The 13,272-nt window shown below is 64.8% G+C and carries 11 protein-coding genes; all 11 read left to right on the top strand.

Going from position 1 to position 13,272, the window contains the following annotated elements:
• The first annotated feature begins 279 nt into the window (after nt 1–279).
• On the top strand, nt 280–1,344 hold the full coding sequence (locus tag NKJ26_RS23235) for a flagellin N-terminal helical domain-containing protein (protein WP_352697376.1): 1,065 nt from the start codon (nt 280–282) through the stop codon (nt 1,342–1,344).
• A 133-nt stretch (nt 1,345–1,477) separates the two neighbouring features.
• Nucleotides 1,478–3,127, top strand: a complete 1,650-nt coding sequence (gene fliF / locus NKJ26_RS23230; RefSeq protein WP_352697375.1) for a flagellar basal-body MS-ring/collar protein FliF — start codon at nt 1,478–1,480, stop codon at nt 3,125–3,127.
• 3 nt (nt 3,128–3,130) lie between these two features.
• The gene (locus NKJ26_RS23225; RefSeq protein WP_352697374.1) at nt 3,131–3,757 is read left to right on the top strand and encodes a hypothetical protein; all 627 of its coding nucleotides are present in this window, start codon (nt 3,131–3,133) and stop codon (nt 3,755–3,757) included.
• The gene (locus NKJ26_RS23220; protein ID WP_352697373.1) at nt 3,754–5,088 is read left to right on the top strand and encodes a MotB family protein; all 1,335 of its coding nucleotides are present in this window, start codon (nt 3,754–3,756) and stop codon (nt 5,086–5,088) included. Before NKJ26_RS23225 ends, NKJ26_RS23220 begins: the two co-directional genes overlap by 4 nt.
• Nucleotides 5,085–6,608 carry a MotC family chemotaxis protein gene (locus NKJ26_RS23215; RefSeq protein ID WP_352697371.1) on the top strand — a complete coding sequence of 508 codons (1,524 nt, stop codon included), beginning with the start codon at nt 5,085–5,087 and terminating at the stop codon, nt 6,606–6,608. Before NKJ26_RS23220 ends, NKJ26_RS23215 begins: the two co-directional genes overlap by 4 nt.
• The gene (gene fliK, locus NKJ26_RS23210; RefSeq protein ID WP_352697369.1) at nt 6,605–7,978 is read left to right on the top strand and encodes a flagellar hook-length control protein FliK; all 1,374 of its coding nucleotides are present in this window, start codon (nt 6,605–6,607) and stop codon (nt 7,976–7,978) included. The genes NKJ26_RS23215 and fliK overlap by 4 nt, the downstream gene beginning before the upstream one ends.
• Nucleotides 7,908–8,495 carry a transglycosylase SLT domain-containing protein gene (locus tag NKJ26_RS23205; protein ID WP_352697367.1) on the top strand — a complete coding sequence of 196 codons (588 nt, stop codon included), beginning with the start codon at nt 7,908–7,910 and terminating at the stop codon, nt 8,493–8,495. The genes fliK and NKJ26_RS23205 overlap by 71 nt, the downstream gene beginning before the upstream one ends.
• 221 nt (nt 8,496–8,716) lie before the next feature.
• On the top strand, nt 8,717–9,385 hold the full coding sequence (locus NKJ26_RS23200) for a response regulator transcription factor (RefSeq protein WP_027024218.1): 669 nt from the start codon (nt 8,717–8,719) through the stop codon (nt 9,383–9,385).
• A gap of 79 nt (nt 9,386–9,464) precedes the next feature.
• The gene (locus tag NKJ26_RS23195) at nt 9,465–10,724 is read left to right on the top strand and encodes a flagellar hook protein FlgE (RefSeq protein WP_352603172.1); all 1,260 of its coding nucleotides are present in this window, start codon (nt 9,465–9,467) and stop codon (nt 10,722–10,724) included.
• Between the two features lie 28 nt (nt 10,725–10,752).
• The gene (gene flgK, locus NKJ26_RS23190) at nt 10,753–12,207 is read left to right on the top strand and encodes a flagellar hook-associated protein FlgK (protein ID WP_352697365.1); all 1,455 of its coding nucleotides are present in this window, start codon (nt 10,753–10,755) and stop codon (nt 12,205–12,207) included.
• A 4-nt stretch (nt 12,208–12,211) separates the two neighbouring features.
• Nucleotides 12,212–13,255 carry a flagellar hook-associated family protein gene (locus tag NKJ26_RS23185; protein WP_352697363.1) on the top strand — a complete coding sequence of 348 codons (1,044 nt, stop codon included), beginning with the start codon at nt 12,212–12,214 and terminating at the stop codon, nt 13,253–13,255.
• Nucleotides 13,256–13,272: the final 17 nt, after the last annotated feature.

Raw genomic sequence — 13,272 nt, 5'->3', positions numbered from 1 at the left:
GCTCTCAACCGACCACATCAGGCAATCGGGCCGCGCCAAAAGCGCGGCCCGATTTGCGTTTGCTCCAGCCTCGCGCAACCCTCGTTCCTTAACTCTCGAAAGCTGGCCTTTAACAGGCCGTTAACCATATCGCGCTAGTCATGGTTAACCAATAGCTTACAAAACAGGTTGGCGAATCGGCCCGATTGGCACGGCGGCAATCTGCGGGCGGGCCGATGCGGCCTGCGAGGGCAATGCCGGTTCTTGAGAAAGGCTGGCCTCAGAGAAGGAGCGAGTTTCTTGGCGAGCATCATGACAAACGCTGCGGCTTTGACCGCGCTTCAAAGCTTAAACGCCACCAACAAATCGCTCGAACAGACGCAATCCCGGATCTCGACGGGCTACAGGGTCTCCGAGGCCTCCGACAACGCCGCCTACTGGTCGATCGCTACCACGATGCGCTCGGACAATCAGGCGCTGTCGACGGTGCAGGACGCGCTCGGTCTCGGCGCCTCGAAGGTCGACACCGCTTATACCGGCATGAACAACGTGCTGGATACGATCGGCAAGATCAAAACCAAGCTGCTTTCCACCGTCGGCCAGACCGATGCCGCCAAGGCGAAGACGCAGACCGAAATCACGGCACTCCAGGCGCAGATGAAGTCCTTCGCCGACGCGGCCACCTTTTCCGGCTCGAATTTCCTTTCGGTGACCTCCAAGCAGGTCGCGGCCGCCAATGACGGCGTCCAGCCCGACTCGCAGATCGTGTCGTCATTCAATCGCTCCTCGTCGGGCGCCATCTCGCTCGGTACCATCGACATCAACATCGAGAGCACCAAGCTTTTCGACTACGGCCTTTCCACCGAGGTCAAGAACCAAGGCATCCTCGACCGCCAGACCTCGGTCTATTCCACAGCGGCCGCCCAGACCTTGTACGACACCGCCTATGCGACCGCGCTCGCCGGCGGCGCCACCGACATCGCCGCCAACGGCGTCGGCCAGACCGCGGCGGGAGCGGTCACCAAGGTCGACAACGTCTCCGCCTACAATCTCGACATCACGACAGCCGGCGTCACCGACGACATCATCATTCAGATGATCGGCAAGATCGACAAGGTCATGAGCCAGCTGACCGACTCCGCCACCATCCTCGGTTCGGCCAAGAGCAGCATCGACCTGCAGAAGACCTTCACGCAGAGCCTGATGGACTCCATCGATCGTGGCGTCGGCCAGCTCGTCGATGCCGATATGAACAAGGAATCGACCCGCCTCCAGGCCTTGCAGGTGCAGCAGCAGCTCGGCATCCAGGCACTGTCGATCGCCAACAGCTCCTCGCAGTCGATCCTGTCGCTGTTCAAGAGCTAGTCGCACGCGCCGCCTGCGCGTCTCTTTTCCATCCGATTGACGGGCCGCGCCGCAAGCGCGGCCCGATTTCATTTTCGCACAAGCTTCGGGGACTAGTGTTCCGGCGGACAGTCATGCTGGGAGTCGTCGAACCGTGCCGGAACAGATCCAGAGCATCATCTCCAATCTCCGCGGTTTTGGCGTGAAGCGCCTCGCCATGCTGGCGGGCATCGCCATTCTGGTGATGGGCGTCATCGGCATCGCCTCGGTCTACCTGAACCGCCCGGCCTACGACACGCTCTATGTCGGGCTCGACCGCTCCGATGTGAATCAGATCGGCCTGGTGCTGGGCGAGGCCGGTATCGGCTTCGATGTCGGCGCCGACGGAGCCTCCGTGCTGGTGCCGGCCGGCACCACGGCGCAGGCACGCATGCTGCTGGCCGAAAAAGGCCTGCCGACCAGCGCCAATGCCGGCTATGAGCTGTTCGACAATGTCGGCTCGCTCGGCCTCACCTCCTTCATGCAGCAGATCACTCGCGTGCGTGCGCTGGAAGGCGAGATCGCCCGCACCATCCAGTCGATATCAGGCATCAAGGCGGCTCGCGTCCACATCGTCATGTCCGAGCGCGCCAATTTCCGCCGCGACGAGCAACAGCCCTCCGCGTCGGTCGTCATCCGCTATGCCGGCATCGACGCCGAAAAAAGCGCCATGTCGATCCGCCATCTCGTCGCCGCCGCCGTCCCCGGCCTGTCGGCCGACAAGGTGACGGTGCTTGATTCCAACGGCAATCTGCTGGCGGCGGGCGACGATCCCTCCAACACCAGTGCCGCCCGCACGCTGGGCGTCGAGCAGACCGTGGAGGCGCAGATCGGCGACAATATCCGCCGCGCGCTGACCCCCTATCTTGGCCCCGACAATTTCCGCGCCAGCGTCAAGGCCGATGTCAACACCGACACCCGCCAGACCGAGGAAACGATCTTCGACCCCGAGTCGCGCGTCGAGCGTTCGGTTCAGTCGGTGCGCGCCAACGAGAACAACAACCAGAAGCAGGCCTCGACCCCGGCCAGCGTCGAGCAGAACCTGCCCGAGACCCAGACCACGGCCACCGACGGTCCGCAATCATCCTCGCAGAACGACCGCAAGGAAGAGATCACCAACTACGAGATCAACTCCAAGAAGATCGCCACCGTCTCCAACGGCTACAGCGTCACCAAGATGTCGATCGCCGTCGTCGTCAACCAGGACCGGCTCAAGTCGATCCTTGGCAAGGATGCGACACCGGACCAGATCGCCAAGCGCGTCGCCGACATCCAGAAGATGGTAACCTCGGCCACCGGCTTCGACGACAAGCGCGGCGACGTCATCGACGTCTCGGCGGTCGAGTTCATCGACGGCCTGGACGGCGAGGCGATCCCGCAGGCGGGAATGCTCGATTCCATCGGCCAGCATGCCGGCACGATGATCAATGCCGGCGCCTTCATCGTCGTGGTCTTCCTTGTCGCCTTCTTCGGCCTGCGGCCGATGGCGGCGGCGCTGACGGCGAAGGCGACGCCTGCCATATCGGGCCCCAATTTCGATGAAGTCCAGCGCTCGCTGCCGACACCGGAAGCCTCGGCTTCCGCCGATGCGGGTGCCGCCATCGGCGCCTTGCCAGGCGCGCGGCCAGGCTCCAACGCCCTCGACGACCTCCGCCAGAAGATCAGGCCGGCGCCGCAGGAGAGGCTTGCCCGCATGGTAGACATCAACGAGGAGCGCACCGCGCAGATCCTGCGCAAATGGGCGGCCCAGGAAGTCGCGGCGTAAACCATGCCCTCCGTAGCCCTTTTCGATCTTCTCCCCGATTTTGGCACGCGCACGCAGCGCGTCAGCCAACCTCAGGCCGCGGCCGATGCCCCGGCCAGGCCCGAGCAGGCAACTCCGCAGGCTGACATCGGTACTCTTATCGCCGAGGCGGTCGCCCAGGCGGAGGTCACGCTCGCGGAACGCCTTTCGGTTGCCCACGAGGCAGCGTTGGAAGCGGAACGCCAGGCCCATGCCGAGGAGGCAAGAGCCTTTCTCGAAAGCTTCGCCGGCGACCTCGGCACGGCCGTTTCGTCGCGCATCGGCGCCATGGAGGCGCGCGTGACGGACCTCGTCGCGGCGACGGTCGCGCGCATAATCGGCGGCGTCGTCAGCGACGACCTGCAGAAGCGTTCGCTTGAAGCGCTCGCCAGCGCGATCCGCGAAGCGGTCGGCGACGGCGAAGCGGTGCGCATCGCCGTTCGCGGGCCGCTCTCGCTGTTCGAGACGCTGAAAACATCGCTTGGACCACGCGCGGCAAATCTCGACTTCGTCGAGGCGCCCGGATTCGACCTCACGGTCGTCATCGACGAGGCGGTATTCGAGACGCGCATGGCCGAATGGTCGGCAACACTTTCCGAGGTCCTGTCATGAGCGTCGCCGACGCCGATCAAGGCAGGCACGAGATCATCATCGTGCGGCGCGGCCACGACGACCACGACGAGGGTCATCATGGCGGCGTCTGGAAAATCGCCTTCGCCGACTTCATGACGGCCATGATGTGCTTCTTTCTGGTCATGTGGCTGATCAACGCCGCCAACGAACAGACCAAGTCAGCCGTCGCCAGCTATTTCAACCCCGTCAAGCTGGTCGACCGCACGTCGAGCCGCAAGGGCCTGGAGGATCTCGGCGACGGGCCTCGCGCGATAGGGCTGACGGCCGACAACCCGCAGGAGGCGACGGCCAAGTCCGGACAGGGCGGCACAGGCGGCGCCGGCTCATCCGACCACAAGCAGGACAAACAGCAGCCGCAGCGGACGGAACAGCCCGACGAGCAACTCTTCGCCGACCCTTACGCGGTGCTTTCGGAAATCGCCACCGATACCGGGGTGATGCAGAACGTCAGCCAGAAGGGCGACGGCGGCGCGCAGAGTGCCGGCCCGGCGACGGGCGCCTCCGGCGGCGCGTCCTATCGCGACCCTTTCGAGCCGGACTTCTGGTCGCAGCAGGTCGCGGCACCGGGCGCCGAGGCCAGTGCCCAGCGCCCCAGGATCGAGGGCGACCCGCTGAAGCCCGGCGACAAGGTCGCCGAGACGCAGGTCGCCAGGGTCAAGGCCGTGCCGCCGGCACCGCCCGTCAAGGACGCGCCGCTCGAGCCCTTGGCAAAGGATGACAAGGCGGCAGCCGCGGCGATGGCCAAGGCCGGCGACAGCAAGCCCGCCGAGGCGGCCAAGATAGACAACACCGCTGCCGTGCAAGAGGCCGCAAAGCCCGATGCGGACGAAAAGGCGCCGACCGCTGCCGCGCAAAAGGCAGCCGCCGACGTCAAGCGGCAGCTGGCCGACGCCTTCAAGCCTGGCGACAAGCTGCATGATGGCGTCTCGGTTGAAGCCACCGACAAAGGCGTCATCATCTCGATCACCGACCAGCTCGATTTCGGCATGTTCGAAGTCGGGTCGGCGGTGCCGAGCCGCGAACTGGTGCTGGCGATGGAAAAGATCGGCCGCATCGTCAACAGCCAGAAAGGCACCGTCAGCATCAACGGCCACACCGACGCGCGGCCCTTCCGCAGCGCCAGCTACGACAATTGGCGGCTGTCGACGGCGCGCGCGCATTCCGCCTATTACATGCTCGTGCGCGGCGGCGTCGACGAACGTCGTATCACCGAGGTCGCCGGTTTCGCCGACCGCCAGCCGAAGGATGCAGCCGATCCCATGTCGGCGGTCAACCGACGCATCGAAATCCTGATGGCGACTGGCGGATGAAGCGGCTGGCGCTCACCCGCCGCGTGATGGGCCTGTTGCTGCTGGCCGCCGGCCATCCGTCGGCCGGCTTCGCCCAGGATATGCTACAGCCCTATCAGCTGGTGCGCTCGCTGCAGCTCATCCAGGACCGCATCGCCGCCGGGGATCATGCCGCGCTGCCGATGCAGGCCAAGCTGCTCGAGATGACCGACGCGCGGCTGCGCGAGGCGGATGCCGAGGATTTCAAGGACTCCAAGAACTTTCGCGCACTTCTGGTCTACGGCATGAGCGGCGGCAATCCGATGACCGTCGAGGCGGCGGTCTCGCGCTCCATCACGGACTCTCGGAACCTGGCCATCACCAAGGGCATCATCGACTATCTGAACGGACGGCCCGGCGAAGCGATCGAAGCCCTGAGGCCGATCGATCCGATGGCCGTGCCCGGCGATCTCGGCGCGTTCCTTGCTCTGGTCAAGGGTTCGCTGCTCGCCGGCGATGAGCCAAAGGCGGCGCTCACGCTGCTCGACGAGGCCAGACTGCTCGGCCCCGGCACTCTGGTCGAGGAAGCAGCCTTGCGCCGCTCGGTCGGCATTGCCGTGGCGCAAGGCGACGCGGCACGGTTCGCGCTTGCCTCCACCCAGTATGTCGAGCGCTATCTCTATTCGCCCTATGCCAGCCAGTTCGCCGACTCCTTCGTCTCCGGGGTCATCGCGCTGCATATGTCGATCAGCCAGGACAAGCTTGCCGACATCACCTCCATGATGGACCCCGAGCGCGAGAAGGTGATCTACCTGCGCATCGCCCGCCGTGCCGCGATCGACGGCCTGAGCGAACTGTCGGCCTTCGCCTCGGCGCGCGCCGAGCAAGGTCGCGATGGCAACACCAATCTGGGCGATCCGCGCGCCCTGCTCTATTCCAGCCTGTCGACAGTGACGTCCGGCACCATCGAGGACGTGCGCGTCAAACTGGGCAAGATCGACCGCAGCAGGCTGTCGGAAGGCGACCGCGCCTTGCTCGACGCCGCCCAGGCGATCGCCGGCGAAGTGGTGGCGCCGCCTGCTTCCGTTTCCGCCGCAACTCCAGCGCCGGCAGCCGTTGTGCCGCCGCCAGGACCCACGCTTGTCGCCGCCCCGCAAGCCGACGAAGAGGCCGAACTACCGCCGGTCGAAGGCGTGGTTTCCGAGCAGGCCGCTGCTGCGCCATCCAGCAGCCCCGCGGCCGCTGCACCGGACGCGCCGGCTCTGGCAGCCCCAACCGATGCGCCGACTGTCGTGCCCGCGTCGGCGCCCCCCCCCCGGCCCCGGGCGGGCCCCCCCCCCCCAGGCCCCCGGGACCAAAAACCAACCCACCACCAAATGAAGGAACCACTAGGTTGTGGCGCCCCCCAAAAACCCCCCCCCCACCGCCCCGCCCGCCACGCCCGGCCCGCGGGCCCCCCGCCCCGCCGCGGCGGGCCCCCCGACCCGACCGATGCCGCCATGACCAAAACCCGTCGACAGCTCGATCTGATCGACCAGATGCTTGGAGCCGCCCCGAAATGACCCCCAGCCTCGGCCAGGCCCTGCCAGGATTTACCGCCGCGCGCTCGTCTTCGGAGCAGCCGGGCGCTGCCGGAAAGAACGACGAAACGGGTTTTGGCAAGATGCTGCACGGCAGCGCGAGCCACCCGGAAAGGCAGCCGGCGACCGAGACCGGGGCGCGCGATAAGCGCTTGAGCAAGCTTGCCGCCGGCCTTGCGGCGCGTGAGGGCGAGGACGAGCCGGTGCCGGCCGGCAAGCCAAGGGCAGCACCCGCCGGATCGCCGGCGGCGAAGTCGATGAAGGACGCCAAGGACGCTGCTTCGGGCAAGGACACGGATGCCGATACCGATACCGATGTTACCGCGGCCGAAGCCGGCGCTGCACCGCTCCAGGATCATCTGCCGCTGCTGATCGCCTTGCATGACCTGCGTCATTTCTCGACATCGGGGAAGTCGGCTAACGCAAGCGAAGGCGGACCAGACGCGGCTGTCGACGGGCAACTCCTGCCGACGGCCTATCGGATGAAATCCGCCGCAGGGTACGACGACCTCGAACCCGTGTCGAAATCCGAGCGGGCGGCGATCGTCGATGGCGCACTGACCAACCTTGAGTCCGTCAGCGATGCCGCCTCCGGTACGCCAGGCCGCGATCCTGCGGCCGCGACCGGCGCGCTGCTCGAAACGAAGACGGCCGAAGTGCCGGGCGTGGAGCCGAAGCAGGCGACGCACCAGCCCAGGTCCATCGCCGACGTCCAGTCCTCGCTGCGGTCCGAAGCCGGAAAACAGCTCTCGACGGCAGAACGCATCGACGTGGTCTTCGAGCGCAGCTTCCCGGCTCCGCCGCAAGTTCCGATGAGCCAGGCGGCACTTAGCGTGATCGGCGCCATAACCGCCGATGGCGGCCCGCGCCAGGCGCTTTCGACAGCCTCCGCGACCGCCCAGCTGGCCGGCCCTGTTGCCGTTCCGACACATGTGTTGAAGATCGAACTCCACCCGGCCGAGCTGGGCATGGTCACCGCCCATCTGCGCCTGGCCGGGGAACAACTCTCGATTGAATTGAAACCCGAAACGCACGATGCCTACCGCCGGCTTTCAAGCGACAGCGAGGCGATCGTCAAGTCGCTGCGTGGATTGGGCTTCGAGGTTGACAAGGTGACCATAATGCAACCGGGAATAGCAGTCCCGGCTACGACCCGGGCGGATGCAACCGCTTCCCAGGCCGCGGCACCTGGCCGCGAGCAATCCTCATTTCAGCCCGGCAATTCAGGCGGCGGCAACGGCGGCCAGCAACCGGGTCAGCAATCCGCCAGGGGCAGCCATGATGACGCGCAGGACTACGGCCGCGCCGCTTCGCCTTCTCGCGAGCGCGCTGGCGGCGATATCTTTATCTAGCCTCGCGGACAGCGCCGCCGCCGCCACCAATGCTTGCGAGCCCGAGATCCTGCGCGCCGCCGATCGCTATGGCGTGCCAGCCGGTATCCTCTATGCCGTCGGCCTGACCGAGACCGGCAACAAGGGCAGCCTTCAGCCCAACGCGTTGAATATAGAAGGAAAAGCGGTCTTCCCAAGAAGCCGGACGGAAGCACTTGCCACCTTCGCCAATGCCCGGCGCGAAGGCAAGACGCTGATCGATCTCGGCTGCATGCAGATCAACCACCATTATCACGCCTCGCATTTCCGCAGCGTCGAGGACATGCTCGACCCGCGTCAGAACGTCGACTATGCGGCGCGCTTCCTGGCCAGTCTCCACGCCCGCCACGAAACCTGGTCGATGGCTGTCGCCCGCTATCATGCCGGCCCCGACAACGACCCGGCACAGAAGGTCTATGTCTGCCGCGTCATCGCCAATATGGTTGCCACCGGTTTTGGCAAATGGACGGCCCACGCGCGGACTTTCTGCAACCCATAAGCGTATTTGTCACTTCTGCTCCGCCAATCGCGCGGTCCCGCGGTTGTCGTTTGACTTGGTCAAGACTTGCCCCGCCAAGCATATCCGGTTGCACGCTAATGCAACCGGCACGATTCCGGACTCCCAAGAAAATAGCTACAAGAAATGACGGTTGTTCAGGATTCCCGCCAACGGATACCCCTCTCCTCACGGGGCAAATGATTTGATTCGGAGGCGGGCCGATGATCGTTATCGTTGACGAGCGAGAGCTCGTAACAGAGGGATACAATTCACTTTTTGACCGTGAGGGCGTCGCCTGCGCAGGCTTCGCATCCGGTGAATTCGGCGAGTGGGTGAACTCGGCCGCCGACACCGATCTGCGCTCGGTCCGGGCCTTCCTATTAGGTGACTGCCGCGAAGGCACGATCTCTCCGCGCCAGATCCGCGACCGCACCGGAGCCCCGGTCATTGCTCTCAGTGAGCAGCATTCGCTGGAGAACACGCTGCGGTTGTTCGAGAGCGGGGTCGACGACGTCATCCGCAAGCCGGTTCACATCCGCGAGATACTGGCCCGCATCACCGCCATCCGCCGCCGCGCCCATGAGGACGTCGCCTACACCGAGATCGGCGCCATGCGCATCTTCATGGACGGCCGCGATCCCGAGATCAACGGCCAGCCGCTTCCCTTGCCGCGCCGTGAGCGCCGTATCCTCGAATATCTGGCAAGCAATCGCGGCCGGCGCGTAACCAAGACCCAGGTCTTCAACGCCATCTACGGCATCTTCGACGAAGAGGTCGAGGAGAACGTGGTGGAAAGCCACATCAGCAAGCTGCGCAAGAAACTGCGCGAGAAGCTGGGCACCGACCCGATCGATTCCAAACGCTTCCTCGGCTACCGGCTCGTGTTCTGATGCCGTGCCGCGCCAGCCTCGCGCAAGACACGACGCGTAGCCTCGCTGCCAGTGGCATGGATATTGCGGAGACATTTCGATGAGCCTCTACGGAATGATGCGGACCGGCGTTTCCGGCATGAACGCCCAGGCGAACCGCCTGTCGACGGTCGCCGACAACATCGCCAATTCCGACACCACCGGCTACAAGCGATCCTCCGCCGAATTCTCGACGCTGGTCATGCCATCGACGGGCGGCGCCTACAATTCCGGCGGCGTCACCACGACGATCAGGCAGGCGGTCAGCGATCCGGGCGTGCTCCAATACACCACCTCGGTCTCCGACCTCGCCGTCAACGGCGATGGTTTCTTTGTCGTTCAGGATCCGAGCGGAACACCTTTGCTGACACGGGCCGGCGCCTTCGTTCCCGATGCGCAGGGCAGGCTGGTCAACGCGGCCGGCTTCCAGCTGATGGCCTACAGCTACGACAACGGCGTTCCCGCGGCGACGGTGAACGGCTTCGAAGGGCTGGTTCCGGTCGTGATCTCCGATCAAGGCATGACGGCGACGCCAAGCACCGAGGGCACCTACAGCGGCAATCTCCCCGCCGGCGCGACGCCGGTCGCGACCGCCAACCTGCCCGCCGCCAACGCTGCGGGCGCCCAGTACACGTCGAAATCCTCCATGGTTGCCTATGACAATCTCGGCAACAAGAAGCTGCTCGACGTCTACTTCACCAACACCGGCGCCGGCACCTGGCAAGTGGCGGTCTTCGATCAGTCGAAGGCCACCCCTGGAACATCGTTCCCCTACACCGCGGGCGGCTTTCTGGGTTCGGCCAACCTGACCTTCGACAACACCACCGGTAAGCTGACCGGCGCCACTACCGGCGTGTCGTTCACCGTGCCGAACGGCGCCAGCCTCAACCTCGATCTGTCGAAGCTGACGCAACTCGGCACCGGCTTCACGGTTTCGGACGCCGAGGTCAACGGCAACGCACCGAGCACCATCGACAAGGTGCAGATCAGCAAGGACGGCACCATCTACGCCCAGTACAAGGACGGCTCCACCAAGGCGCTCTACAAGATCCCGCTGGCCGAAGTGCAGAGCCCGGACCAGCTCAAGGCGCTTCCCGGCAACGTTTACGCGCAGGGCACCGAATCCGGCGCCGTGCGCGTCGGCTTTGCCAATGAAGGCAAGCTCGGTTCCATCGTCTCAGGCGCGCTCGAAAATTCCAACGTCGATATCGCCGAGGAATTGACCAACATGATCGCGGCGCAGCGCAGCTATACCGCCAATTCGAAAGTCTTCCAGACCGGTTCCGACCTGATGGATGTCCTTGTCAACCTGAAGAGATAAAACCGGGCACCGCCCGTGAAAGACCAGCATGTCGCTATCCACCGCATTGAGCATCGCCCAGTCGGCGCTTATGAATACCGCGCGGCAGACCAGCGTTGTCACGCGCAACATCTCCGACGCTTCGAACCCGGACTATACGCGCCGCATCGCTGCCGTCACCAGCATGGCGCCAGGCGCGCGTTCGGTCGATATCCAGCGCGTTAGCAACGATCTGCTTTTCCGCCAGAACCTCGGCGCTCTTTCGGCCTGGAGCGGCCAGAGCACGCTCTACAGCGGCATGGATCAGCTGGACGTCTCGGTGAACGGCGTTGACAATGCCTCCTCGCCTTCGACCGCCATCGGCAATCTGCAGCAGGCGCTGCAGCTCTACGCCACTTCGCCGTCCAACCAGAATCTCGGCGCAAGCGTCATCGACGCGGCCAAGCAGGTGGTGCGCTCCCTGAACGAGGGCTCCAGGGCCATCCAGGATTTCCGCACCCAGACCGACGGCCAGATCGCCACGGCAGTGAGCGATCTCAATTCCCTGCTGAGCCAGTTCCAAGATGCCAACCAGGCGGTGATTTCCGGAACCCGTTCCGGTACCGACGTGTCCGATGCGCTCGACCAGCGCGACGCGCTGTTGAAGAAGATCTCGGACTACGTTCCGATATCGACCTTCACGCGCGGCGACAATGACATGGTCATCACGACCGGCGATGGCACGACGCTGTTCGAAACCATACCACGCGCCGTCAGCTTCACGCCTTCGGCCGGCTATACCGCCGGTGTCAGCGGCAATGCCGTCTATATCGACAATGTACCGATCTCGGCGGGAATCGGCGGCAACACCAGCGCCAGCGGCAAGCTCGCCGGCTTGCTGCAGTTGCGCGACGACATCGCCTCTACCATGCAGAGTCAGCTCGACGAGACCGCGCGTGGGCTGATCACGGCCTTTGCCGAGACCGCGCCTTCGAACCCCGATGCCGCCGGTCTGTTCACCTGGTCGGGCGCACCGGCCGTGCCGGCCGCGGGCACGCTGGTCGACGGCCTTGCCGCGACGATCAGCGTCAACGCCGCGATGGATCCGGGCACCGGCGGCAATGCAGCGCTGCTGCGCGACGGCGGCGCCAACGGCGCGGCCTATATCGCCAACACCAGCGGCGGCCCATCCTATTCCAGCCTGCTGATCGCCTATGGCGATCGGCTCGACAAGCCAATGACGTTCGATCCCGCCGCCGGGATTTCGGCAACGTCCAGCGTTACCGACTATGCCGCCAATTCGATCGGCTGGTTTCAGGGCGTGCGTCAGCAGGCCTCGACCGCCGCCGATGCAAAGGAAGCACTGGCGTCGCGCAGCGCCGAGGCGCTGTCCAACGCGACCGGCGTCAACGTCGATCAGGAAATGTCACTGATGCTCGATCTCGAACACACCTATCAGGCATCGGCCCGGATGATGAAAACCGTCGACGACATGATGACGGCCCTGTTGAACGCGGTGGGATAAGCCAATGACCTCAGTATCCTCGGCCGCCCTCTCCAATGCCATGCGCTATCAGCAGATGCGCATGCAGGCCGAACTCGTCAAAGCGACCAAAGAGTCCTCGACAGGCAAGGTCGCCGACGTCGGCCTGGCGCTGGGCGGGCGTACCGCCCAGTCCGTCACTTTCTCGCGCGACCTGGACCGGCTCAACGTCATTATCGATTCCAACGGGCTGGTCGCGGCCCGGCTCTCGTCGACCCAGAAATCACTTGGCCAGCTCTCCACCGTGGCGCAGACCTTCCTGTCCAGCCTGACGACCGCATCGTCGGGCGACAACTCCGATACGCTGACCCAATCGATGGGCCAAACGACGATCCAGCAGCTTGCCTCGATCCTCAACACCAGCGTCAACGGCGAATACCTGTTTGCCGGCACCAACACCGACGTCAAGCCGATCAACGATTTCACGGCGGCCGGGTCCGCCGCCAAGGCCGCCTTCGACGCTTCCTTCGTCTCCCATTTCGGTTTCACGCCCATCGATCCGGCCGCGGCCAACATCACCGCCGCCCAGATGGACGATTTCATCACCAACGACGTCGAACCACAGTTCCTCGGCGCGGGCTGGCAGACCAACTGGTCGAATGCCACCGACGAACAGATCGTCAGCCGCATTGCGCTCAACGAAACCACCGCGACTTCGACCAGCGCCAACAGCGACGGCATCAAGAAGCTGGCCATGGCAGCGGCCATGGTCTCCAGCCTGATGTCCACCAACATCAGCCAGGCTGCCAAGGACATGATCGTCGACCGTTCCGAGTTGCTGGTCGGCGAAGCGCTGAGCGGCATCGGCCAGGTCCAGTCGCAGACCGGCATCGTCCAGAAGCGGGTATCCGACGCCAGCGACCGTATGACGACGCAGGTCGACCTGTTCGAACGGCACATTCTCGATCTCGAAGCTGTCGATCCGGCCGAGGCCGCGACCCGCGTCGCCAATCTGACGCAACACATCGAAACGTCCTTCGCTCTGACGGCGCGCCTCCAGCAACTCAGCCTGCTGAATTACCTGACCTGAAAACTCCAGCGGAACGG

The sequence above is a fragment of the Mesorhizobium sp. M0152 genome, assembly GCF_040322415.1.
Taxonomy (GTDB): domain Bacteria; phylum Pseudomonadota; class Alphaproteobacteria; order Rhizobiales; family Rhizobiaceae; genus Mesorhizobium.
The sequence above is the reverse complement of the archived record's forward strand: the minus strand, read 5'-3'. Positions and strand labels throughout refer to the sequence as shown.

Excerpts from the sequence above, each read along its gene's own strand:
- NKJ26_RS23220 (WP_352697373.1), top strand. The coding sequence starts at position 3,754 with ATGAGCGTCGCCGACGCCGATCAAGGCAGGCACGAGATCATCATCGTG.
- NKJ26_RS23200 (WP_027024218.1), top strand. The coding sequence starts at position 8,717 with ATGATCGTTATCGTTGACGAGCGAGAGCTCGTAACAGAGGGATACAAT.
- NKJ26_RS23185 (WP_352697363.1), top strand. The coding sequence starts at position 12,212 with ATGACCTCAGTATCCTCGGCCGCCCTCTCCAATGCCATGCGCTATCAG.
- NKJ26_RS23215 (WP_352697371.1), top strand. The coding sequence starts at position 5,085 with ATGAAGCGGCTGGCGCTCACCCGCCGCGTGATGGGCCTGTTGCTGCTG.
- fliK (WP_352697369.1), top strand. The coding sequence starts at position 6,605 with ATGACCCCCAGCCTCGGCCAGGCCCTGCCAGGATTTACCGCCGCGCGC.
- NKJ26_RS23225 (WP_352697374.1), top strand. The coding sequence starts at position 3,131 with ATGCCCTCCGTAGCCCTTTTCGATCTTCTCCCCGATTTTGGCACGCGC.
- NKJ26_RS23195 (WP_352603172.1), top strand. The coding sequence starts at position 9,465 with ATGAGCCTCTACGGAATGATGCGGACCGGCGTTTCCGGCATGAACGCC.
- NKJ26_RS23205 (WP_352697367.1), top strand. The coding sequence starts at position 7,908 with ATGACGCGCAGGACTACGGCCGCGCCGCTTCGCCTTCTCGCGAGCGCG.
- flgK (WP_352697365.1), top strand. The coding sequence starts at position 10,753 with ATGTCGCTATCCACCGCATTGAGCATCGCCCAGTCGGCGCTTATGAAT.